The sequence below is a fragment of the Nonomuraea sp. K271 genome, from assembly GCF_009908215.1.
GTDB lineage: Bacteria > Actinomycetota > Actinomycetes > Streptosporangiales > Streptosporangiaceae > Nonomuraea > Nonomuraea longispora.
Genome location: NZ_JAAAHR010000002.1, coordinates 21,751 through 44,949 on the forward strand (window position 1 = coordinate 21,751; position 23,199 = coordinate 44,949).

General features: G+C 70.7%; 19 protein-coding genes. 18 read left to right on the plus strand and 1 reads right to left on the minus strand.

The window, feature by feature from the left end:
- Positions 1 to 410: 410 nt before the first annotated feature.
- The 10 genes from GUY59_RS00810 to GUY59_RS00855 all read left to right on the plus strand — a co-directional run bounded on the left by GUY59_RS00810 (position 411) and on the right by GUY59_RS00855 (position 11,578).
- Positions 411 to 2,588 (plus strand): sensor histidine kinase, encoded by a 2,178-nt coding sequence (locus GUY59_RS00810; protein ID WP_138198509.1) that lies wholly within the window; start codon positions 411 to 413, stop codon positions 2,586 to 2,588.
- A gap of 69 nt (positions 2,589 to 2,657) precedes the next feature.
- Positions 2,658 to 3,272, plus strand: a complete 615-nt coding sequence (locus GUY59_RS00815) for a response regulator transcription factor (protein WP_138198510.1) — start codon at positions 2,658 to 2,660, stop codon at positions 3,270 to 3,272.
- 159 nt (positions 3,273 to 3,431) lie between these two features.
- Positions 3,432 to 3,983 carry a methylenetetrahydrofolate reductase C-terminal domain-containing protein gene (locus GUY59_RS49740; RefSeq protein ID WP_252374786.1) on the plus strand — a complete coding sequence of 184 codons (552 nt, stop codon included), beginning with the start codon at positions 3,432 to 3,434 and terminating at the stop codon, positions 3,981 to 3,983.
- Positions 3,980 to 4,942: a methylenetetrahydrofolate reductase gene (locus GUY59_RS00825; RefSeq protein WP_138198511.1), complete on the plus strand. Its 963-nt coding sequence runs from the start codon at positions 3,980 to 3,982 to the stop codon at positions 4,940 to 4,942. The genes GUY59_RS49740 and GUY59_RS00825 overlap by 4 nt, the downstream gene beginning before the upstream one ends.
- Positions 4,943 to 4,988: 46 nt before the next feature.
- Entirely contained in the window at positions 4,989 to 6,422 is a 1,434-nt protein-coding gene (locus tag GUY59_RS00830; protein WP_138198512.1) for a hypothetical protein, read from the plus strand.
- Positions 6,422 to 7,456: a methionine synthase gene (locus tag GUY59_RS00835; RefSeq protein WP_138198513.1), complete on the plus strand. Its 1,035-nt coding sequence runs from the start codon at positions 6,422 to 6,424 to the stop codon at positions 7,454 to 7,456. The genes GUY59_RS00830 and GUY59_RS00835 overlap by 1 nt, the downstream gene beginning before the upstream one ends.
- Before the next feature lie 34 nt (positions 7,457 to 7,490).
- Positions 7,491 to 8,720, plus strand: coding sequence for a methionine adenosyltransferase (gene metK / locus GUY59_RS00840; RefSeq protein ID WP_138198514.1), 1,230 nt, complete (start codon positions 7,491 to 7,493; stop codon positions 8,718 to 8,720).
- Entirely contained in the window at positions 8,717 to 9,583 is an 867-nt protein-coding gene (gene purU, locus GUY59_RS00845) for a formyltetrahydrofolate deformylase (RefSeq protein WP_138198515.1), read from the plus strand. The genes metK and purU overlap by 4 nt, the downstream gene beginning before the upstream one ends.
- Before the next feature lie 21 nt (positions 9,584 to 9,604).
- Positions 9,605 to 10,597: a carbohydrate kinase family protein gene (locus GUY59_RS00850; RefSeq protein WP_442938934.1), complete on the plus strand. Its 993-nt coding sequence runs from the start codon at positions 9,605 to 9,607 to the stop codon at positions 10,595 to 10,597.
- A 78-nt stretch (positions 10,598 to 10,675) separates the two neighbouring features.
- Positions 10,676 to 11,578 (plus strand): VOC family protein, encoded by a 903-nt coding sequence (locus GUY59_RS00855; protein WP_138198516.1) that lies wholly within the window; start codon positions 10,676 to 10,678, stop codon positions 11,576 to 11,578.
- Here the strand turns inward: GUY59_RS00855 and GUY59_RS00860 are convergent.
- On the minus strand, positions 11,568 to 12,902 hold the full coding sequence (locus GUY59_RS00860) for a PucR family transcriptional regulator (protein ID WP_138198517.1): 1,335 nt from the start codon (positions 12,900 to 12,902) through the stop codon (positions 11,568 to 11,570). The genes GUY59_RS00855 and GUY59_RS00860 overlap by 11 nt on opposite strands.
- 393 nt (positions 12,903 to 13,295) lie before the next feature.
- Between GUY59_RS00860 and GUY59_RS00865 the strand changes: the two genes are divergently transcribed.
- The 8 genes from GUY59_RS00865 (at position 13,296) to GUY59_RS00900 (ending at position 23,123) form a co-directional block, all read left to right on the plus strand.
- The gene (locus GUY59_RS00865) at positions 13,296 to 14,243 is read left to right on the plus strand and encodes an ABC transporter permease (protein WP_201760366.1); all 948 of its coding nucleotides are present in this window, start codon (positions 13,296 to 13,298) and stop codon (positions 14,241 to 14,243) included.
- Positions 14,240 to 15,118: an ABC transporter permease gene (locus GUY59_RS00870; protein WP_138198518.1), complete on the plus strand. Its 879-nt coding sequence runs from the start codon at positions 14,240 to 14,242 to the stop codon at positions 15,116 to 15,118. Before GUY59_RS00865 ends, GUY59_RS00870 begins: the two co-directional genes overlap by 4 nt.
- The gene (locus tag GUY59_RS00875; RefSeq protein ID WP_138198519.1) at positions 15,115 to 16,146 is read left to right on the plus strand and encodes an ABC transporter ATP-binding protein; all 1,032 of its coding nucleotides are present in this window, start codon (positions 15,115 to 15,117) and stop codon (positions 16,144 to 16,146) included. The genes GUY59_RS00870 and GUY59_RS00875 overlap by 4 nt, the downstream gene beginning before the upstream one ends.
- Positions 16,139 to 17,161, plus strand: a complete 1,023-nt coding sequence (locus GUY59_RS00880) for an ABC transporter ATP-binding protein (RefSeq protein WP_201760367.1) — start codon at positions 16,139 to 16,141, stop codon at positions 17,159 to 17,161. Before GUY59_RS00875 ends, GUY59_RS00880 begins: the two co-directional genes overlap by 8 nt.
- Complete coding sequence (locus GUY59_RS00885; RefSeq protein WP_138198520.1) at positions 17,158 to 19,536, plus strand: CaiB/BaiF CoA transferase family protein; 2,379 nt, start codon at positions 17,158 to 17,160, stop codon at positions 19,534 to 19,536. Before GUY59_RS00880 ends, GUY59_RS00885 begins: the two co-directional genes overlap by 4 nt.
- Positions 19,537 to 19,630: 94 nt before the next feature.
- On the plus strand, positions 19,631 to 20,881 hold the full coding sequence (locus GUY59_RS00890; RefSeq protein ID WP_138198521.1) for an amidohydrolase family protein: 1,251 nt from the start codon (positions 19,631 to 19,633) through the stop codon (positions 20,879 to 20,881).
- Positions 20,845 to 21,930: a peptidyl-alpha-hydroxyglycine alpha-amidating lyase family protein gene (locus tag GUY59_RS00895; protein WP_236666715.1), complete on the plus strand. Its 1,086-nt coding sequence runs from the start codon at positions 20,845 to 20,847 to the stop codon at positions 21,928 to 21,930. Before GUY59_RS00890 ends, GUY59_RS00895 begins: the two co-directional genes overlap by 37 nt.
- Complete coding sequence (locus GUY59_RS00900; protein ID WP_138198523.1) at positions 21,927 to 23,123, plus strand: cobalamin-independent methionine synthase II family protein; 1,197 nt, start codon at positions 21,927 to 21,929, stop codon at positions 23,121 to 23,123. Before GUY59_RS00895 ends, GUY59_RS00900 begins: the two co-directional genes overlap by 4 nt.
- The last annotated feature ends 76 nt before the right edge of the window (positions 23,124 to 23,199 follow it).

Sequence of the window (23,199 nt, forward strand, 5' to 3'; positions counted from 1 at the left end):
GTCGGCTCTCAGCACCCGGCCGACCCTTCGTGCCGGCAACTCATTCGCCTGACGAGGGCGGGTCTCGAGGCTCATAGCAGTCTGTCGCCGCCCGCCCGCGGCGCCGTTGACCCGATCAACGTGCCTTCCGCCGCCGCCGACGGGGTCCGGCGGGAGCTCCGGATCGGCGATGTTCCGTGCATGGGCACCGGAACGCGGCCTTGTGCCACGGAGAGGCCGCGACGTCACCTTGGCCGATCTGACGATCAGCAAGCTGGCAGGAAGGCGGTCTAGCCGCGAAGGGGGGCATGGTAGTGGGCCCGCACTTACATGGTCAGGAGCGTGATCGGCTCGCGTCCGCGGAACCGCGGACGCGGCGCGTGGCGTGGGCCGTCACCGCCACCGTCGCAGTTGGCTATGCCACCAATTCGATGATCACCGTCGTGGCCGGCGGCCTGCGCGGCGCGGGCCTGCTCGCCTTCCTGTGCTGTCTGGGCGTTGTCGTATCTCTGCAGCTCGCGCACTACGGCCAGGGCGCGCTCAGCTGGCCGGGCCGGGTCCGCTTCGTCACGCTTCTGGTGCAAGGGCTCGCCACGTTCGCTCCCGCCGCCTGGGTGGGGCCGCAGTTCGGCGCCGCCGCGGGTTTCCTCGCCGGTTCGATGCTGCTGGTGATCCGAGGCGGCGCGCGGTGGGTGCTCTACCTCGCGGTGGGCGCCGCGGTGCTGGTCGCGGCGCTGTTGCAGGGACAGCCGTGGGAGCCGCTCAACCTGGTCTACGCCGTGCACTTCACGCTGCTGACCGGCCTGATGCTGTACGCCGTCGGGTCGCTGTCGACGATAGCCGCCGAGTTGCGCGACTCCCACAGCGATCTTGTACGCATGGCGGTCGTGCAGGAACGATTGCGGGTCGCCCGTGACCTGCACGACCTGGTGGGACACGACCTTTCCGCGATCACTCTCCGGTACGAGCTGGCTTACCGCCTGCTGCCCGCCGCTCCCGCGCGGGCCTCCGAGGAGATGCGTCACGTCCTGGATGTGGTACGGCAGGCCACGGTCGGCGCCCAATTCGTTACCGGTGGATACGGCCGGATGTCGCTCGCCGAGGAGAAGACAGACGCCGCCGCCACCCTGTCCGCCGCCCAGATCGAAGCCGGGATCCGCATCCCCGACGTCACGCTCGCAGGACGCCTGGACGAGGTGATGGCGGTCGTACTGCGCGAAGGGATTACCAATGTGCTGCGGCACAGCAAGGCGCAGCAGTGCCAGATCGAGCTGGTCGTCGAGGGCGACACGGTCAGGTTCCAGGTGGCCAACGACGGAGCGGACGCGGTTCCGGACGACCTCACCGACCGCGGCGACGGATTGGGCAACCTGACCGCACGCCTGGCGGAGGTCGGCGGACGCTTGACAACCAGGAGCGAGGGCGACTGGTTCTACCTGACGGCCGAGGCCCCGGCACGCCACCAGGCCGGGCCGTCCGATCGTCATTCGACGGACGGCTTTTCGCCGGCCGGCTGGACGCGCGAGGCCGGGGTGGCACAACGATGGGGGCCGAAGATGGCGTCCGGCATCGTTGTGGTGGTGCTGGCCGGCTACGCCGTCACCATGCTGCTCAACATCGTCTGGATGTACTCCGGGGCGGCAGGGGTGCTGGGCGCCGCGGCCTGCGTGGCGATCATGCTCGTCATGCAGCTGCTGCTCACCTTCGGGCTGCTGCGCAAGCCTTGGATGCGCTGGGCCGCACTGCTGGTGGAGGCCGCCGCCGCCTTCCTGCCGCTGGCCTGGCTGCACGCCCCCTGGGGCGGCATGGGCGGGTTCGTGGCGGCGGCCGTGCTGCTCGTGGTGACCGGCATGGTGCGGTGGGTCCTGTATGCCGCCTTGGGGGGTGCCGTGCTGACGCTGGCGGTGCTGACCGGGACGAGCGTCAGCATGGGCGCCTGGCTCACCATCTCGACGCTGCTCACAGGCCTCGTCGTGTACGGCGTGAGCTGGCTGGTGACCATGGTGGCGGAGACGCACGCCGCGCGCAGCGAACTGGCGCACGCCGCCGTCGAGCGGGAACGGCTGCGTATGGCACGCCAGCTGAACGACGTGCTCGTGGACGGCCTGTCGCAGGTGGCGCTCAAAGGCGTGCTGGCGTGCCGCCTGCTGGGCACGACTCCCTCCCGAGCGCACACGGAGCTGGAGAGAATCCTGGAGCTGCTCAGGCGCATGCTGTCCGACGTGCGCCATGTGGCCAGCGACTACCGGAACATCTCCTTCATCGGCGAGGTCGATTCCGCGCGGGCGATCCTGGCCGCGGCCGGGATCGAGGTCACGGTCGATCTCCGCCTCGGAACCCTGGACAAGAAGACCGACGCCGTGTTGGCGACCGTGCTGCGCGAGGCGGTCACCAACATCCTGCGGCACAGCACCGCCCGCCGGTGTGTCATCGAGGGAGAGGACGGCCGGTTGACCATCAGGAACGACGGGGTGGAGCTTCCTCCGGGTCCGCGTCCGGTGCACAGCCAGCATGGTGTGGGCGATCTGGCGCGGCGCCTGGACGGCGTCGGCGGGCGGCTGGAGGCCCTTGTCGAGGACGGGTGGTTCAAGGTGACCGCTCTCTTGTGAGAGCGGCTGACACGATTGCGATAGTCACCGCAGCTCGGACATGCTGGAAGGTGACGTGCAGGGGGCGGAATGCTGGAGCTGAAGGTCCTGATCGCCGAAGACGTGCACATGGTGCGAGGAGCGCTGGCCGCCCTGCTCGCCCTGGAACCCGACATCTCCGTGGTGGCGGAGGTGGACAGCGGTGACATGATCGTGCCCACGGCGCTCAAGACAGGTCCCGACGTGGCCGTCATCGACATCGACCTGCCGAGAATGGACGGCCTGACCGCCGCGCAGATCCTGCACGAGAAGCTGCCGGCCTGCCGTACGCTCATCCTCACCGGGATGGGCCGGCCGGGCACCCTTCGGCGGGCGCTCGCGGTGTCGGTGTCCGGGTTCCTGCTCAAGGACGCGCCGGCCGACCAGCTCGCCGCCGCCGTCCGGGGAGTCGCGGCCGGGCGCCGCATCGTCGATCCCCAGCTCGCGTTGTCCGCCTGGGACATCGGAGAGAACCCACTGTCCGGACGCGAGATCGAGGTTCTGCATCTGGCGTCCAAGGGGGCGGAGGCCGAGGAGATAGCGGCCACGCTCCACCTGTCGGTGGGAACGGTGCGCAACCACCTGACGAAGATCGTCACGAAGCTGAACGCCCGTAACCGCGTCGACGCCATCAGGATCGCCACCGACGCCGGCTGGATCCACTGACGACACCTGAGCCGCCCTGTGGGTCGTCACAATGAACGGCCCCTCAGCGTTGGTGCGCGGGCCTAAGACACGCGTTGAGCGCTCTGGCAGCCTCGATCTCAGCGGTTGAACGACATTCACCGGCGTCGACGGTGAGCCGTCAGCCAGAGGGAGTTGATCGTGGGCTTCGGCGAGCAGCGTGCGGGCGGTGGCGGTTGGCCTCGCCCTGTAGTTCCCCGGATCGGGGCTCGGCTCAGTTACGGCCTGCACCGTGTCCTCGCCGCCAACCTCCTGTACCGGAGGCTCGCGGCCTGGCTCGAACGCAGGCGGCCGGCGTACCGGTGGTTCACCCGGGTGGAGCGGGTGGCGAAGGAGCAGCTGTACGGATGCCGCATGTGCGGCCAGTGCGCGCTGCCCGACACCGGCTACACCTGCCCGATGACCTGCCCGAAGCAGCTGCGCAACGGCCCCTGCGGCGGCGTGGCGGCCGACGGCCGCTGTGAGGTGCATCCCGATCTGGTCTGCGTCTGGGTGACCGCGATCGAGCGGGCGCAGGGGGCGGGGCACGGCGCCGACCTCGATCTGCTGCAGCGCCCGGTCGATCACCGCGAATGGGACCGCAGCTCGTGGGTGAACTACTGGCAGGGGCGTGACGACGGGCTGGGGGTGGCGTACGGCGAGGACGATCCCCGCCCGCTGCTGCGACGCGAGCTGGGGTTGAGTCCGCGATGAGCGGGCTGCGTGCCGCGTTCGAAGCCGGCAGGTTCGCCGTCACCGCCGAGATCGGCCCGCCCGGAGGGGCCGACGCGGAGGCGGTCACCCGCAAGGCGGAGCTGCTGCAGGGCTGGGTCGACGCCGCGAACGTCACCGACAACCAGGGGGCGAACGTCCGGATGTCGAGCCTGGCCGGCAGCGTGCTCGCCCAGCGCGCCGGCGTCGAGCCGGTGATGCAGCTGACCTGCCGCGACCGTAACCGCATGGCCCTGCAGTCGGACCTGCTCGCGGCGGGCGCCCTCGGCATCCCGAACGTGCTGCTGCTGACCGGCGACCATCCCCGGTTCGGCGACCATCCCGAGGCCAAGCCGGTCTTCGACCTCGACGGGGTGCAGCTCGTCTGGACCGCGCGCACCCTGCGGGACGACGGCGTGCTCCTCTCCGGCAAGGCCGTACCCGCCCGCCCGGCCTGGTTGATCGGCACGGTGGAGAACCCGTTCGCGCCGCCGCCGCGGTTCCGGGCCCGCCGGCTGGCCAAGAAGGTGAGCGCGGGCGCGGAGTTCGTCCAGACGCAGTACGTGTTCGACTTCGAGGTGTTCGAGCGCTGGATGGCGGACCTGCGGGAGCTCGGCGTGACCGACCACTGCAAGGTCATCGCCGGCGTCGGCCCCATCCGCTCGCTGCGTGCCCTCGACTACATGCGCACCGCCGTCCCCGGCGTGCACGTTCCCGACGAGGTCGACCGGAGGTTGCGCGGGGTCCCCGCCGGCCGGGTCGCCGAGGAGGGGATCCGGATGTGCGTGGAGGCCGTGCAGCGGCTCGCCACGATCCCCGGCGTCGCGGGCGTGCACCTCATGGCGCTCGGCTTCGAGCACGGCGTGCCCGACATCCTGCGGCGGGCCGGCATCCCCCGGCCGCCGGCCGCGCTTCCCGATCACCACCGCCATCCCATGGAGGGCATCGGTCATGCTCGTTGACTTCCGGCCCCACGCCAAACTCAGCGGTACGAGTCCCCTGGACCTAATGACCTCGCTGGCGCCTGTCGTCGAGGCGTTGCGAGAGGTATCCACGGACCTCGGCAAGGTCCGGCTCGTGTGCGACTGGGTCCAGTACAAGTCGAACTTCCGCGAGGTGGTCGACGTCAGGCCGATCCTGCTGCGCCCGCAACTGAGCGCGGGACCCGGTCCCGCCATCGTGCCCCTGGGTGTCCGGGACGACGCCATCGAGATCGCGGTCGACGTACGACGCAGTGCCGGCATGTCCCTTGAGGAGGTCACCGCCGCCCTGCGGCGGCAGCGGGAGAGCGTCCGGGTTCCGCTGGAGGACTGGGGACCGGGCAGCGGCAGTTGCGTCTGGGAGTTCAACGCCCGCTACTGGAAGGATCTGGGCCTCTGGGAGAAGTCCACCGGCCGGGGATACGAGCAGGCGCTGCCGGGCGGGGAGAGCGACGCGCACAACCACGACGCCGCGCGGGACGTGATCCGTGACCTCTTCGAGGTCTGGGACGCGCTGGCCGACGGCGACGCCCTGCCCGAGGAACTCTACGTCGTCGAGCTCGGGGTGGGCAACGGCGGTCAGGCGAAGGTCTTCCTGGACGAGTTCCGCGCCCTCGACGCCGAGCACGGGCGTGACTACTACCGGCGCCTGCACTACATGATGTGCGACTACTCCCAGCATGTGCTCGACCTGGCCCGCGAGGCGGTGGGCGAGCACCGGGCGCGGATCAGCTCGTTCGTGCTGGACGCCACGGCGCCGTGCACCTCGCTCGGCTTCCTGAAGTACAAGGTCTTCCTCGTCTACGTCTCCAACGTCTATGACAACCTGCCGACCGACGAGGTCGTCCAGCTGGGCGGGCGGACCCACTGCGTGCAGGTCCGCGCCTACCTCGACGACGCCGGCGTGGCCGGGCTCGCCGAGTCGGCAGGGGTCACGGTGGACGAGCTGCCGGTCCTGGTGCGCAAGCTGCTGCGGCTCGGGCCGGGGCTGCTGGCCGAGGCCGATCCGGCCCGGTTCGCCGACGTGGACGCCGCCGTCGCCTTCTGGCGGGCGGTGTGGGACCTGGTCAGGCTGGAGGAGAGGTACGTCCCGTTGGCCGGGCTCGACCTCTACGCCCTCGCGCCGGAGATGAGCGGGGAGTTGCTGCGGCCGCTGCTCGAATCCGGCGCCGACATCCGCATGCACGTCAACAATGGGGCGGTGGCGAGCTTCGCCGACAGCCTGAGACTGCTGCATCCGTTCGGCAGGCTCGTCTGCCACGACCTGTTCGTCACCGACGTGCAGGCGTACCGGACCGACTTCCGGGGCCCCGGCAAGTACGAGGGGTCCGTCGTCAACTGGGTGAACGGGCCGCTGCTGGCGCACGTGGGCCGGCGCAACGGCTTCGACGTGCACTACGCGCCCTTCGCGCACCGGGTGGGCGGCAACATCGTCACGATGACGGCGCAGGTGAGGGACTGATGTCCGACCTGATGAGCGGGCTGCCGCTGCTCCCCACCAGTGTCGTCGGCTCCTACCCCGTCCCGGAGTGGATGGAACGGTTGAAAACCGACTACTACCGCGGCAGGATGAGCTACGCGCAGCTCCGGGACCTGCACGACATGGCGATCAAGGCGGCGCTCCGGGACCAGGAGCTGGCCGGCATCGACGTCGTGTCCGACGGCGAGCTGCGCCGCGACAACGACATCGACTACTTCCTCGCCAGGATGCCGGGCATCGACATCCCGCAGACGGCGAAGGACTTCTACTTCGACTACTACGACGCCAGGGTCACCGAGCGGCTGCCGGTCACGGACACGGCGCCGCTGATGCTGGCCGACGACTTCTCCTTCACCGCCGAGCAGACCTCGGACCCGGTCAAGTTCTCCTTCACCGGGCCGTTCTCACTGTCGCGGCGGGTGCGGAACGAGGCGTACGACGACCCCGACGAGCTCGTGACGGCGATCGCGCGCGTGCTCAACGCCGAGGCGCGCGCCCTGGCCGCGCGAGGTGCGCGGCTGCTGCAGATCGACGAACCCATCCTGGCCGGCTACCCCGGCGAGGTGAAGACGGCGATCAAAGCCGTCAACCTTGTCACCGAGGGCGTCGACGTCACCTGGGCGCTGCACGTCTGTTACGGCAACCGCTACGCGCGCCCCTCGTGGGAGGGACACTACGACTTCCTGTTTCCCGCCGTGCTCGACGCCGAGGTGGACCAGCTCGTCCTGGAGTTCGCGCGCAAGGGCTACGCGGATCTCCCGGTGATCGACAAGTTCGGCTGGGACCGCACGATCGGGCTCGGCGTCATCGACGTCAAGTCCTCCGACGTGGAAACCCCGGAGGCGGTGGCGTCCAGAATTCGCAGCGCGCTCGGCCTGGTCCCGGCCGAACGGCTGGTCATCAACCCCGACTGCGGGCTGCGTAACGTCTCCGCGCCTGTCGCCAGGGCCAAGCTCGCGGCCATGGTCGCCGGAGCGGCCGCCGTGCGGTCCGAGCTGACCGGCGCCACCCCCTGAGCCCGCTCAACCCATCGCACGAGGAGCCTGCGCAATGACCGACGACGACTACGTGTTCACCTCCGAGTCCGTGACCGAGGGCCACCCGGACAAGATCGCCGACGCGATCTCCGACGCCGTGCTGGACGCGGCCCTGACCCTCGACCCCTACTCCCGGGTCGCCTGCGAGACCCTGATCACCACCGGCATGGTCGTCCTGGCAGGGGAGATCACCACGCCGAAGCTGCTCGACTACACGCAGATCGTCCGGGACACCGTCAACAGGATCGGCTACGACGACGGCGCCTACGGTTTCGACGGTCACTCGTGTGCCGTACTCGTGGCGCTCGACAAGCAGTCACCCGACATCGCGCAGGGCGTCGACCTGGCGCACGAGCATCGCAGCGACCGCTCGGGCGACGAGTTCGACCGCGCGGGGGCAGGGGACCAGGGCATGATGTTCGGCTACGCCACCGACGAGACGCCCGAGCTCATGCCGATGCCGATCGCGCTGGCGCACCGCCTGTCGCGCAGGATGGCCGCCGTGCGCAGGGACGGGACGCTCGGCTACCTGCGCCCGGACGGCAAGACCCAGGTGTCGGTCCGCTACCAGGGTGACGTCCCGGTCGCCGTGGAGCAGGTGCTGATCTCGACCCAGCACGCCGAGGAGGCCACGCTGGAGCGGATCCGCGAGGACCTCTGGCGGCACGTCGTCATCCCGGAGCTGCCGGCCGAGCTGTACGACGCCGACGCGCTCCACCGCAGCCTGCTGGTCAACCCCACCGGCAGGTTCGTGATCGGCGGCCCGGTGGGTGACGCCGGCCTCACCGGACGCAAGATCATCGTGGACACCTATGGGGGATTCGCCCGGCACGGCGGTGGCGCCTTCTCCGGCAAGGACCCCTCCAAGGTCGACAGGTCCGCCGCCTACGCGGCGCGTCACGTCGCCAAGAACGTGGTCGCCGCCGGCCTCGCCCGCCGGGTGGAGGTGCAGGTCGCGTACGCCATCGGCGTGGCCAGGCCGGTCTCGGCGCTCGTCGAGACGTTCGGCACCGAGCGGGTGAGCCGGTCGCTGATCCGAACCCTGGTGGCCGAGCACTTCGACCTGCGCCCCGCCGCGTTCCGCGAGTATCTCGGACTGCACAGCCCCATCTACGGCCCGACCGCCGCCTACGGACACTTCGGGCGTACGGACCTCGACCTGCCGTGGGAGCGCACCGATCTGGCCGACGCGCTCCGCCGGGAGGCCGCGCTGTCCGCCGACGCCGTCCCCGCCACGCTGTGAACGGAACGGCACCCGACGTCGGCCGGCTGGTCGTGTCCTGCACCGACCGGCCGGGCATCGTCGCCTGCGTCTCGTCGTTCCTGTACCGGCGTGGAGCCAACATCGTGCAGTCCGACCAGGACTCCGCCGGGCCCGCGGGCGGCCGGTTCTTCCTGCGCGTCGTGTTCCACCTGCCCGGACTGGACAAGGAGCTGCCCCGGCTGGAGCGCGAGTTCCGGGAGGAGGTCGCGGCCCGGCTCGGCGCGGACTTCCGTTTCCGCGTCGCCTCCGCGCCGACCCGGGTGGCGCTCTTCGTGTCGCGGTACGACCACTGCCTGCTGGACCTGCTCTGGCGGGCCCGCCGGGGCGAGCTGCCCATCGAGGTGTGCCAGGTGGTCTCCAACCATCCGGACCTCGCCGGCGAGGTGGCCTCTTTCGGGGTGCCGTTCGAGCACGTCCCGGTGACCGGGGCGACCAAACCGGAGGCCGAGCGGCGCCAGCTCGACCTCCTGCGGGGCCGGGTCGACCTGCTCGTGCTGGCCCGCTACATGCAGGTCCTCTCGGGCGACTTCCTGGACCGGATCGGCGTACCGGTGATCAACATCCACCATTCCTTCCTGCCCGCGTTCGCCGGCGCCGGGCCGTACGAGCGGGCGAAGGAACGCGGCGTGAAGCTCATCGGGGCGAGCGCGCACTACGCCACCGAGGAGCTCGACGAGGGACCGATCATCGAGCAGGACGTCGTACGGGTGTCGCACCGCGCGAGCGTGCGGGAGCTGACGCGGCGCGGCGCGGACATCGAGCGGACCGTGCTGGCGCGGGCCGTGGCCTGGCACTGTGAGGACCGCGTCCTGGTGAACGGCCGCACCACGATCGTCTTCTGACCACATCACAGAGGAGTAACCGTGCCCGCAGGGACGACCGCGGTGATCGGATCGATCGCCACCGACCACCTGATGCACTTTCCCGGCCGCTTCGCGGACCATCTCGTGGCCGACCGGCTGAACCGGGTGTCACTGAGCTTCCTGGTGGACGATCTCGTCGTCCACCGGGGCGGGGTCGGCGCGAACATCGCCTTCGGCATGGGAGTTCTGGGACGACGCCCGGTGCTCGTGGGAGCCGTCGGCGCCGACTTCGCCGGCTATCGGGCGTTCCTTGAACGGCACGGCGTCGACTGCGGCGGGGTCCTCACCGTGGAGTCGGCCCACACCCCGCGCTTCACCTGCACGACCGATGACGACCAGTGCCAGCTCGCGTCCTTCTACCCGGGGGCGATGACGGAGACCAAGAACATCGCACTCGCCCCCATCGTGGAGCGGTACGGCACCGAGCTGGTCATGGTGTGCGCCAGCGATCCGGACGCGATGGTCGCGCAGACCGAGGAGGCCAGGTCGCTGGGCGTGCCGTTCGCCGCGGACCCGTCGCAGCAGCTGCCCCGCCTCGACGGCGACCGGTGCCGCTCTCTGGTCGACGGCGCCACCTACCTGTTCACCAACGAGTACGAACTGGAACTGCTGATCCGCAAGACCGGCTGGGACGCCGACGAGATCACCGGCCGGGTCGGCCTGCGGGTGACCACCCTGTCCGACCGAGGCGTCGACATCGTCGGCCGCGACGGCACCGCGCTGCACGTCGGGGTGGTGCCGGCCCGGACGATCGCCGACCCGACCGGCGTCGGCGACGGCTTCCGGGCCGGATTCCTGGTCGGCGGGAACGGCGGGTTGGGGCTGGAGCGGGCCGCCCAGCTCGGGGCGCTCGTCGCCACGCTCGTGCTGGAGACGAACGGTGCCCAGGAGTGGGCCATCGACGCCGACACCGACGTGGCCCGGCTGCGTGAGGCGTACGGGGATGAGGCGGCGGCGGACATCGAGCCGGTGCTGCGCGCCGCCCTGACCTGAGCGGCGGTGCCGCGTTTCCCCGGCCGCGTATTCTTGTCGTGGCGCACCCTGTGTGCGCGAAGTGCGAGGAGATGCGGCATGCGAAGCATCGGATACGTCGGCGTGCGGTCCGCGTCGGGGGAGGATTGGCTGGGCTTCGGTCCGCGCGTCTTCGGCTTCGAGACCTACCGGCTGCCGGACGGCACGGTCCGGGTGCGCTGGTGCGACCGGTCCCATCGCCTCGCGATCCACCCGGGCGACTCCGACCGGCTGCTCTACCTCGGCTGGGAGATCGGCGCCGAGGAGTCACTGGAGGGCGTCGCGGCCCACCTGACCGCCGCCGGGTTCGAGGTGACGGAGGGCTCGGCGCGGCTGGCGGCCGAGCGCTCCGTGGAGCGGCTCGTCTTCTTCGACGACCCCTTCGGCCTGCGGCACGAGTTCTTCGTCGGCCAGGAGGAGACGGCGGGCTCCTACCAGGGGCGGCGGCCGACGTCGCGGACGGTCACCGGCGCGCTCGGCCTGGGCTTCGTCGTGCTGCGGCTGCCTGATCTGCAGCAGGGGCTCGACTTCTACGCCGGGGTGATGGGCATGAAGGTGTCCGACGCGATCAACCTCGGCGCGCACCTCGGGGAGATGTGGTTCCTGCGGTGCAATCCCCGCCACCACAGCATCGCCCTGCTCGAAGGGGGCGACGACCTCCGGCTCGAACACCTGATGGTCGAGGTGACGACGCTGGAGGAGGTGGAGATCGCCTGGGACCTGGCCAGGAGAGAGATGGACGCCTTCGTCAGCCCCGGACGCCGGCTGTCGGACAACATGTTCCTGTTCCGGGTCAGCACCTCGACCGGCTTCCACGTCTGTTACGGGTGGGGTGCGACCCCGGTCGACGACGACGAGAGCTGGATCCCGCGTTACATCGACTCGTCGACCGGCGCCGGCATCGTCTACTCCGCCGCGGCCGTCGTGACGGCGGGCGATCCTTCCCCCGAGGTCAAGCACTGACGTCGAGGGCGTCGATGATCTCCAGCGCCACCTGCGCGGCGAGGCGGTCACGATAGCTGTTCAGGTCCAGTCCGGTGATCTCCTCGATCCGGTGGATCCGGTAGGTGACCGTGTTGGGATGCACGTGCAGCAGCTTCGACGCCCGTTGCGGGCTGTTGTTCTCCCGGAAGTAGCACATCAGCGTGGCGATGAACTCCGAGTGGTGCTTCCTCTCGTGGCGCAGCACCTCGCCGAGGATGTCCGTGGCGAACTCGCGCAGCGTCTCGATGTCGGGCACCTGGAGCAGCAGGCGGCCGATGCCCAGCTTGTCGAAGGCGACCACGGCGCCGCGCTGGCCGAGCCGCCGGATCACCTCGGTGGTCCGGCGCGCCTCCTCGTACGAGCGGGCGATGTGCGCCGGTTCGCGGAACGCGCCGCCGACGCCGATGGACACGCCGACATCGGGGAACAGCGCTCCGAGGCGTTGCACGCACAGGGTGCCGAGCTGCTCGGCCCTGGTGGTCGAGCCCGGGATGGTGCTCTCGGTCAGCACCACGACCACCTCGTCCGTTCGGACGGAGGTGATCGCGTCGGGGGACTGGGCGACGAACAGGCGCGCGGTCGCGCCCGCGGCGCGTTCGGCGACCAGGGCGCTGCGCTGGGTGTCGCCCGCGGGCGGTTCGAGGATGATCGACAGGACGCGGTGGTCCCGCTCGGTGTCGTAGCCGAGATGCTGCGCCCAGCGGACGACCTCGTCGTTGTCCCGGCCGGACCCGGACAGCAGCCCTTCGACGAGGTCGTCACGGACCTGGCTGGCCGCTGAGAAGATGACGCGCTCGCGGGCCAGGATCACCCCGCAGATCGTCGCGGCATGCTCGGCGATCATCAGGTCGATGTCCTCGCCCTGGTCAGGGGCCGCCCCGACGAGCGAGACGAGATAGGCGGGCACGGTGCCGCCGACCAGGATCGGGGCCACGATGCGGGCCCGGCCGCGCGCCGGGTCCGGCAGCCGGAGCGGGTGGCGGGACTTGCCGGCGTTGGCGAGCATGTGCGCCAGCCGTGGATGGATCAGATGGTCGTGGACGTACTGGATGGCGCTTTCGTAGCTCTCGCCGGGCGAGGCCGCGGCGAGGATGCCCATCTTCTGGCTGATGACGGCCACCGTCACGTCGGTCCGGTGGGCGACGAGATGGGCGACCGTGCCGATGTCGGCGTCCTGGAGAGCCAGGCCGGACAGGTGGCGGTAGATCTCCACCAGGTCGCGGAGTGTCCGGTTCTCCTGGCTGATCACGGTGGAACCGCTGGTGACACTGGTCAGGCCGGTGAACTGTGACTCTGCGGCCATGAGCGAATCCTAAGGTCGAACGCCGGGGTTGCCATGTGTGTGACGACAAAGAGTACGTGTCCATGCTGTGTTGTGGCCCACAGTGCTACCTCCTCCTGTCGGCTATACGTGATAACTGGCCGGTGCCCGCCGCCATCCGAGCGTGACGGCATTTCGGGTGGTCACCGCCTTGTGACGGTGTCCGGTAACGATCCCGAAACCGCCCATTTACGCAAGGGCTCCCTCTTGACGCCCACGTAGCCGCAGGGCAGCATTGCGTTTACAACTATTGCACATTTTGTCCCATTATCGGACAACGGCGCGGTGAATGCATGTGACACGAACGGACCCTGCGAGTGTCTCGCCCGGCTCCAGCACAGTCTTCGTTCCGCGCAGTGCTGGACGGAGGTGGCGGTGAGCGCAGGCATGGTAATGCGCCGGCTCGGCGGCGGTCTGCTGGTCTTGTGGCTTGTTTCGATACTCACCTTCCTGCTGGTGCAGCTGATTCCCGGCGACGTCGCCGAGGTGATCGCGGGTGAGAACGCCACGGTGGCCGAAGTGGCCAGGATCCGCGCCGAGCTCGGCCTGGACAAGCCCGTCCTGGAGCAGTACGTCAGCTGGTTCTCCGGCGTGCTGCAAGGAGATCTCGGTAACTCGCTGTTCAGCAACCGGCCGGTCTCCTCGACGATCCTCGAGGCGGCGCCGCCGACCGTGATCATCACCCTGATGGCGATGGCTGTCGCGGTCGTGATCGGCGTGACGGCCGGGATCATCGCGGGCCTGACCCAGGGCAGCTGGATCGACCGGGCCGTGTCGGCCCTGGCCACGCTCGGCATCGCGATGCCCAGCTTCTGGCTGGCGATGGTGCTCGTATCGCTGTTCGCCCTGGCCAACCCCTGGCTACCGGCGACCGGATACGTCGACATCAGGGAGGGCTTCGGGGTGTGGCTCTCCCACGTGATCCTCCCGGCCACGTCACTCGGCCTGGCCACCTCGGCGGAACTCGCCAGACACACCCGCGGCTGCGTCGCCGACGTGCTCACCCGCCCGTACGTACGCACGGCACGGGCCCGGGGCGCGTCGGGACCCTGGCTGGTCCGCAGGCACATCCTGCGCAACGCGGCCATCCCTGTCGTGACAGTACTCGGCCTGCAGACCGGACGACTGCTCGGGGGCGTCATCGTGGTGGAGGCCGTGTTCGGCATCTCCGGCCTCGGCTCCTTGGCCATCAACTCGGTGCTGCAACGGAACTACCCGATGATCCAGGGCTACGTCCTGTTCAGCGCCGTGGTCGTGGTGGCCATCAACCTCATCGTGGACCTGGCCTACGGCTGGATCAACCCGAAGGTGCGCACGGCATGACCACCACGACTCCCACCGCCGCCGCCCCCAAGAGCTCGCGCCCCGCGCGGCACGTCGTCCTGACGATTCTGCGCCGGCCGGCCAGCGCGATCGCCGTCGCCTTCATCGTCCTCCTCGTCTTCCTGGCGATCGCCGGTCCCTTCGTCTCCCCGCATGACCCGGAGGCGCAGAACCTCGGCAACAGGTTCGCCGAGCTCAGCTGGACGCATCTGCTCGGCACCGACGAGTTCGGGCGCGATGTCGCGAGCCGGATCGTCCAGGCCTCGCGCATCGCCGTCATCGCCCCGCTCATCTCGGTGGGCGTGGCGCTGCTCATCGGCCTGCCGCTCGGGCTGTGGGCCGGCCTGCGCCGCGGTGTCGTCGACGCCGTCGCGGGCCGGCTGGCCGACACGATCCTCAGCCTCCCGGCGCTGGTCGGGGCGCTGGCCATCGTCGCGGTGCTCGGCCCGGGGCTGGTCAACGCCATGCTCGCGGTCGGCATCATCTTCGCGCCCGGCCTGTTCAGAGTCGTACGCGGCGCGACGCTGGCCGTCGCGGAGGAGACCTTCGTCGACTCGGCGGTGGCCATCGGCTCGTCCACCCGGCGCACCCTGTGGGTGCACATCCTGCCCAACATCGCCGCTCCGCTGCTGGTTCAGGTCACGATCCTGATGGGCGTCGCGCTCCTGGCCGAGGCCAGCCTGAGCTTCATCGGCCTGGGCGTCCAGCCGCCCGACGCCAGCTGGGGCTCGATGCTCAAATCCGCGTACACCAACCAGTTCCACTCGCCCTTCTCGGTGGTGCCGCCCGGAATCGCGATGGTGCTGACCGTGCTCGCGTTCAACACGATCGGTGACTCGATCCGTGACGCCGTCGGAGTCAGGAGGCGGACATGACAGCAGGACCGGGACAGCGAAGCGACGCCGCCGAGCCGTTGCTGTCCGTCGAGGGCCTCACCATCGATCTGCCCGGCGGTGTCGGGCAGCCGGGGCTGGTCGAGGACGTCACCTTCGAGGTACGCAGAGGGCAGGCGGTCGCGCTGATCGGCGAGTCCGGCTGCGGCAAGTCGCTGACCTCCATGGCGATCCTGGGCCTGCTGCCCGCGGCCGTCCGGGTCGCGGCGGGCTCGATCCGCTTCGACGGGGTCGACCTGCTCACCTGCAGCCGGCGGGAGCTCCGCCGGATCCGGGGCGGGCCGGTCGGCATGGTGTTCCAGGAGCCGATGAGCAGCCTCAACCCGACGATGACCGTCGGCGACCAGATCGCCGAGGTGCGCCGGCTGCATCTGGGCGAGCGGCGGTCGGTGGCGCTCAAGCAGGCAGGACAGCTGCTGAGCCGGGTGGGCATCCCGAACGCCGAACGCAGGCTCGGGTCCTACCCGCACGAGATGAGCGGCGGCATGCAGCAACGCGTCATGATCGCAGCCGCCATCGCCTGTGACCCGAAGCTGCTGATCGCCGACGAGCCGACCACCGCCCTGGACGTCACGATCCAGGCCGAGATCCTGGAGCTGCTGCGCGATCTGCGGCGCGACCTCGATCTGGCCGTCCTGCTGGTCACCCACGATCTCGGCGTGGTCGCGGACTTCTGCGACGACGTGGTCGTCATGTACGCCGGTCACATGGCCGAGCGGACCCCCGTCGACCGGCTCTTCTACGAGCCGCGGCACCCGTATTCCAGCGCGCTGCTCGCCGCCGTGCCGCAGGCGGGCCGGGCCAGGACCAGCCTGACGGTCATCCCGGGCAGGGTCCCGTCCGCGGGGCAGTTCCCCGGCGGCTGCCGGTTCGAGCCCCGCTGCGAGCACAGCGTCGACGACGTCTGCCGGCGACCACAGGCCGACACGACCATCGGCGACGGTCGCCGCACCCGCTGCGGGCGCGTCGCCTCCGGTGACCTGACTCTGAAGGGGACCGTCCGTGGCTGAGGATCATGTGGTCTTGCGCGTGCGCGGCCTGACCAAGTCGTTCCCGCTGCGCCGCAGCATGCTGGGCCGTACGCTGGAGAGCGTCCGCGCCGTCGACGGAGTCGACCTGGAGGTACGGGCCGGCACCACGGTCGGCATCGTGGGCGAGTCCGGATCGGGCAAGACGACGGTGGGCCGGCTGATGGCCCGGCTGCTCAAGCCCGACCAGGGCACGGTCGAGGTGGAGGGCAAGGACGTCAGCAGGGCGCGCGGCAGCGAGCTCAAGGAGATGCGCGGCCGGCTCCAGGTCATCTTCCAGGATCCGTACGGCGCGCTCGACCCGACCAAGACGATCGGCCACGCCGTCGCCGAGCCACTCCTGGTCCACGGCAAGATCGGCCGGGGCGAGATGCGCGAGCGCGCCGCCCAGCTGCTCGGCCGGGCCACCCTCGATCCGGCGTTCGTCGACAGGTATCCGGACGAGTTGTCGGGCGGGCAGCGGCAGCGGGTCTGCATCGCCCGCGCGCTGGCGCTCTCCCCGAGCGTCCTCGTCGCCGACGAGCCGACCTCCGCGCTGGACCTGTCGACCCGCTCGGAGATCCTCAACCTGCTGCTGTCGATCCAGCAGGACACCGGGCAGGCGATGGTCCTCGTGTCCCACGACTTCGCCACGGTCAGGCACCTGTCGCACCGGATCGCGGTGATGTACCTGGGCCGGATCGTCGAGGAAGGCACCGCGGAGCAGGTCGCGACCGACCCGCGACACCCGTACACCAAGGCGCTGCTGTCGGCGGTGCCCGTGCCCGACCCGGAGGCGCAGCGGTCGCGGCGCCGCACCGTGCTCAGCGGCGAGCTGCCCGATCCGGCGAACCCCCCGACGGGCTGCCGCTTCCGCACCCGCTGCCCGGTCGCCCAGGACGACTGCGCGCACCAGGACCCGCCGCTGCTGCGGATCGGCGCCCAGCACAGCGCGGCCTGTGTCCTGCACCAGCCGGCCGTCGCGCCGGTCACCGAGCCCCAGGAGACATCGCGATGAGCACCTCCAAGCAACGGCCGGCAGCTCTCCGAGGGATCCGCGTCGTCGACTTCGGTCACCACGTCGCCGGGCCGCTGGCCGCGGTCATGCTCGCCGACCAGGGAGCCGACGTCGTGCACGTCGACCGTCCTGGCGTCACACCCCCGGCCAACGACGCGTTCTTCAACCGGGGCAAGCGGCGCATCAGCCTTGACCTGAAGGACGCGGCGGACCTCGGCGTCGCCCGCGAGCTCGTCCGGCGGGCCGACGTCCTCATCGAGAACTTCCGGCCAGGGGTGATGGACCGGCTCGGGCTCGGCTGGGGGGAGCTGCGCGCCGCCAACCCCCGGCTCGTCTACTGCTCGCTGCCGGGTTTCGCGGCCGACGATCCGCGCGCCGGAGTCCCCGGCTGGGAGGGCGTCATCGCGGCCGCCACCGGCAACTGCCGGATCCGGGCCGGTCACGCGCCGGACGGCTGGGACGACACCCGGCCGACCTACACCGCGATTCCCGTGGCGTCCAACTTCGCGGCGTTCTGCGGCGCCTTCGCGATCGTGGCGAGCCTGACCTCCCGGCAGCGCACCGGGCGTGGCGACCGGGTCGAGGTCCCGCTGTTCGACGCGATGTTCGAGGCCATCGGGGGGAGCGGCGCCTACCCGGTCGCGCAGGGGCTGCCGCCGGAGCGGGCGATCAGCTCCAACGGCAGCGGCACGTACCGCTGCGCCGACGGCAGGTACGTGCAGTTCAACCCGATCGGCGCGACGCCCCGCTTCCTCGCCTGGTTCCTCGACGCGGCGGGGGTGACGGCCTGGGTGGGCGAGGGCCTGACCGACCGCGCCAGGCTGGATCGCGACCCGGAGCTGCGCCGGCTGCTGCACGACCGGCTCACCGCGCTGTTCCTGACCCGCCCGGCGGGGGAGTGGGAGGAGCTCGCCGGCGTGGCGGGCGTCCCGCTCGCCGCCGTCCGGACGCTCGCCGAATGGCTGGAGAACGACCACGCGCTCGCCTCCGGACAGGTCGTCGTGGTCGACGATCCTGAGCTGGGCGCGACGGCGATGCCCGGCTCGGCGGTGTGGCTGTCCGCCACCCCCGCGCTGCCCGGCAGGCCCCGGCACCTGCCCGACGCGGACCGTGCCGAGATCCTCGCCGAGCTCGCGTCGCCCGCCGAGGTGTCCCCCGCTCGCCCGCCGCGCGTCGAGGCTGATCCGGTCGCGCTGCCCTACGCGGAGCGGCGGGTCGTCGACCTCACCCAGATCCTGGCCGGCCCGAGCGCGGGACGGATCCTGGTCGAGTTCGGGGCCGACGTCGTCAAGATCAACTCGCCGCAGCGGCGCGTCGGCGCGCACGGGTTCGTCAACCGCGGCAAGCGGACGGTCCTCGTGGACGTGAAGTCGAGCCAGGGCCAGCAGGTCCTCTGGCGGCTCATCGACGAAGCCGACGTCCTGACCCACAACTTCCCCGAGCGGACCGCCGAACGCTACGGCCTGGGCTACGAGCACGTACGGGCCCGCCGCCCGGACATCGTCTACGTCTCCGTCAGCTGTTACGGCTACGGCGGTCCATGGGCGGGCCGCCGGGGGTACGAGACCCAGGGCCAGGCGGCGACCGGGATCATGACGCGGGCGGGCGGCGACGGCCGACCGGCCGTGCTGGGCCCGTACAACCTTCTGGACTACGGCACCGGCGCCATGGCCGCCTTCGCCGCGGCGGTGGGCATCTATCACCGCGAGCTGACCGGCGCCGGCCAGCAGGTGCGCACCTCACTCACCCAGACGGGCGGCTACCAGCAGGCGAGCTTCGCGGTGCGCCCGCTTCCGGCCGTCACACCAGGCGGGAACGTTCCCAGGGATGATCGCGCGGCCGAGCCGAGCGGGCCGGCGGCTCTCGGGCTCGGCGCGTGGCACCGGTTCTACCAGGCGGCCGATCGATGGTTCTTCCTCGGGGCGGCCCGGCGGTCCCTGCCGGTGCTCCGCGAGGTTCCCGGCCTGGAGGAGGCGCTGTCCGGCCTCGACGGGTCCGATGACGACGCGGTGGCAGCGGCCCTGGAGACCGCCTTCCGTGCCGCCACCGCCCGCGAGTGGACCGGCCGCCTCACCGAGGCGGGGCTGGGCGCGCATCCGGTCACGACGCTCGCGGAGTTGATGACCGACCCGTGGGCCCGGTCCAAGGGGCTCACCGTCACCCAGATCTCCGAGGAGGTCGGCGAGGTGGTGATGCCGGGCATCGCCATCCGGGTGCACGGCAACCCGCCACGCCTGGGCCATTCGGTACGCCGGCCCGGCGCCGACGCCTACGAGGTGCTGGACCGGATCGGGCTCGCCGGCTCGGCCGAGACGCTGGAACAGGCCTGGGCCGTGCAGATGTCCGCGTTGCCCGCGGGCTGGGACCACTTCTGACGCAGGACATCTCCACCGTGACGAGCGAGCAACAGCACATCCCCGGCCCGCTGAGCGGGACACGCCGCGATGAGCGGCACTGACAGGAGGACTGATGAGCGACGACCAGGCCACCCGGTGCGACCTGTTGATCAAGGGCGGCCGGGTCCTGGACCCCGGGCAGGGGCTTGACGGCGTCATGGACATCGCCGTGACCGGCGGCCGGGTCACGGCGGTGCTGGAGGACATCCCAGCGGACTCGGCGCGCCGGGTGATCGACGCGAGCGGCTCCGGGCGCTACGTCGTCCCCGGCCTGATCGACATCCACACCCACGTCGCCCGCGGGGCGATCACCCCCGGCGTGGGCATGGAGGGCTGCGACCCCGACGACATCGGCGTGCGGTCGGGAGTCACCACGCTGGTCGACGCCGGATCCGTCGGTGTCGCCAACATCGGCGTCTTCTCCGCCTACATCCAGCCGAACGCCAGGACGCGGGTCATCCCGTACCTGAACATCGGCAGCTACGCGCACACCATGCCCACCATGATCGACGTCAACGACCTGGCCGAGATCGACCCGGTCGCGATCGCCAGGTGCGTCGCCGCCAATCCTGGGCTGGTCCAGGGGATCAAGCTGCGGCTGGTCGGACCGCTGGTCGCCACGCACGGCAAGGACATCGTGTCCGCGACCAAGGCGGTGGCCAGGGAGCACGGGGTCCCGCTGATGGTGCACATCGGCGACCTGTCCGCGCGGCGGCGGCCTGATCCCCACCTGCTCGAACCGGCCACCCGCTTCGCCATCGAACAGCTCGACGCGGGCGACATCCTCACCCATCTGTGCACGCCGAACCACGGTGGCGTGATGGACGCGGCGGACCGGATGATGCCCGCCCTGCTCGCCGCCCGGGAGCGCGGCATCACCCTGGACTCGGCGCTGGGCAGGGGGAACTTCGGCTACCGGGTCGCGAGCGAGCAACGCGCGCTCGGTCTCCTCCCCGACACCATCAGCAGTGACCTGACGGCGGCGGGCGAGACCTTCCACTCCCTGCTGGAGTGCATGGCGAAGTTCATGGCCGTGGGCTACACCCTGTCCGAGGTGGTCCGGATGACCACGGCGAACGCGGCGCGGGCGATCGGCGCCGAGCATGAGCTCGGCGCGATCGCGGTCGGCCGGGAAGCCGACCTGACGGTGCTCGACCTGGTCGAGGGCGACTTCGAGTTCGTCGACACCGAGCAGGAGGTCTTCCACGGCGGCTTCGGCCTGCGGCCGGTGCAGACCGTACGGGCCGGTGCGCTGATCTCGCCCGGCTGGGGGACGCATCCGTGGGGATGGCTGCCGGCGCCGCGTTCCGGGGCGGCGTCATGACGGCGGTGGTGCGCGGGCACGGGCGCCGGTTCGAGGTCGACGGTGACTGGGAGCGGCTGCCGGACGGCCTCCACCATGCGGACGTGGCCGCGGTGGACGTCGACGCCGCCGACCGCGTCTACCTGTTCACCCGCTTCGACGGCCAGGTCATCGTGTACGAGCGCGACGGCACCTTCGTCCGCTGCTGGGGAAAAGGCCTGTTCACCACGCCGCACGGGCTGACCGTCGGGCCGGACGGCGGCGTCTACTGCGTCGACGCGGGCGACCACACGGTCCGCAAGTTCACCCCCGAGGGCGACCTGCTCATGACGCTGGGCACGGCCGGCGTGGCGTCGGACACCGGGTTCGCATCCGGCCGTCCGGTGCGCGTGCACAGCGTCGAGGGCGTCCGGTACGCGGGCGGGCCGTTCAACCGGCCCACCAACCTGGCCGTCGCCCCGGACGGCGACCTTTACGTGAGCGACGGGTACGGGAACAGCCGGGTGCACAGGTTCACCGCGTCCGGTGACCTGGTCGGTTCCTGGGGCGAGCCCGGCACCGGCCCCGGACAGTTCCATCTGCCGCACTGCCTGGACATCGCGGCGGACGGGCGGGTGTTCGTCGGCGACCGGGAGAACGACCGGATCCAGATCTTCACCCCCGACGGCCGCTTCATCGAGGAGTGGACGGACGTCCGGCGCCCGTGCGACCTCACCATCGCCCCGGACGGCTCGGTGTACGTCGTCGAACTGTGGCGGCCGGAGGGCAGGCGGTCCTTCGTGCACGGCGAGGCGGAGCAGGACCAGCCCGCCCGGCTGACCGTGCTGGACCCGCACGGCCGCGTTTCCGAGCGGTGGGGGGACTCCACGACGGATCGTACGGCGGCCGGAAATTTCATCGCACCGCACGGGATCGCCCTGGACTCCCACGGTGACCTGTACGTCGCGGAGGTGACGTACAGCTTCGCCATCAGGCCCGGCTGGGTCGCGCAGTCGAGCGCCCGGCACCAACTGCAGAAGTTCCTGCGCGTCGGCGCGGGAGAAGACATCGTGGCTAGGAGACTCGCATGAGGCGCGAAAACCGGATCCTCACCTCGCACGGCGGCAACCTGCCGCGTCCCAGGGACCTGGACGAGCTGATCGCCCAGGGCGACCGGGAGGCCATCGACGCGCGCCTGCCGGGCGCGGTGGCCGAGGTCGTCGCCCGTCAGATCGAGTGCGGTATCGACACGGTCAACGACGGTGAGTACGTCAAGGCCGCGAACATGGCCGGCTACAGCGGCTACATCCACGCCCGGGTGACCGGCTGGGAGACGCTGCCCATCGACCCGAGTGTCCCGCCGAAGCGCGAGTACGTCGCTGCGCGTGACAAGGCGGACTTCCCGGGCACCTACGCCTCCGGCCTGTGGCTGTCGGGATCCGGCGGGCCGGTCAGGCCCGGCTTCGCGACTCCCGGGGCCGTACCGAAGATGCCGACGTCGGGCCGGGTGTGCACCTCGCCGATCACGTACATCGGCCAGGACGCCATCGCCGCCGACATCGCGGCGATGAAGACGGCCGTCGAGGGCAAGGAGGTGGATGGCTTCATCGCCGCGCTGGGGCCGCTCAGCCTGGGCGCGGGCGCGCGGAACGAGCACTACGCGAGCGAGGAAGAGTACATGTTCGCCGTCGCCGAGGCGCTCCGCGAGGAGTATCGGGCGGTCACCGATGCCGGACTGGTGCTGCAGATCGACGAGCCCGAGTTCGCGACCACCTGGCAGTTCCACCCTTCGTGGACGGTCGAGGAACTGCGCCGCTACCTCGAGTTCGCGGTCGAGGTGATCAACCACAGCATCGACGGGCTGCCCGCCGAGCAGATCCGGATGCACACCTGCTGGGGCAGCGGTCACCGGCCGCACACGCACGACATCGGCCTCGAACACATCGCGGATCTGCTGATCAAGGTCAACACACAGGCTTACGCCATCGAGTCCGGAAATGTCCGGCACGCACATGAGTGGCGGGTGTGGGAGGACGTCAAACTGCCCGAAGGCAAGATCCTCGTGCCCGGCGTGGTCAGCCACGCCACCGACCTGGTCGAGCATCCGGAACTGATCGCCGAACGGCTGACGAACTTCGCCAGTGTGGTGGGCAAGGAGAACCTGCAGGCGGGGACCGACTGCGGAATCGGATCGCGTGTGGGCCATGAGGAGATCGTGTGGGCGAAGCTCGCCGCGCTGTCCGAAGGCGCCGCGATCGCCGGCAGGCGCTTGTGGGCCGCCTAGTCCGCGGCTCACGACGAGGACCTGGCGGGGGCGGAGTTCAGCGTCACGGCTGAAGACAGGTCGCCGAGAACAACGG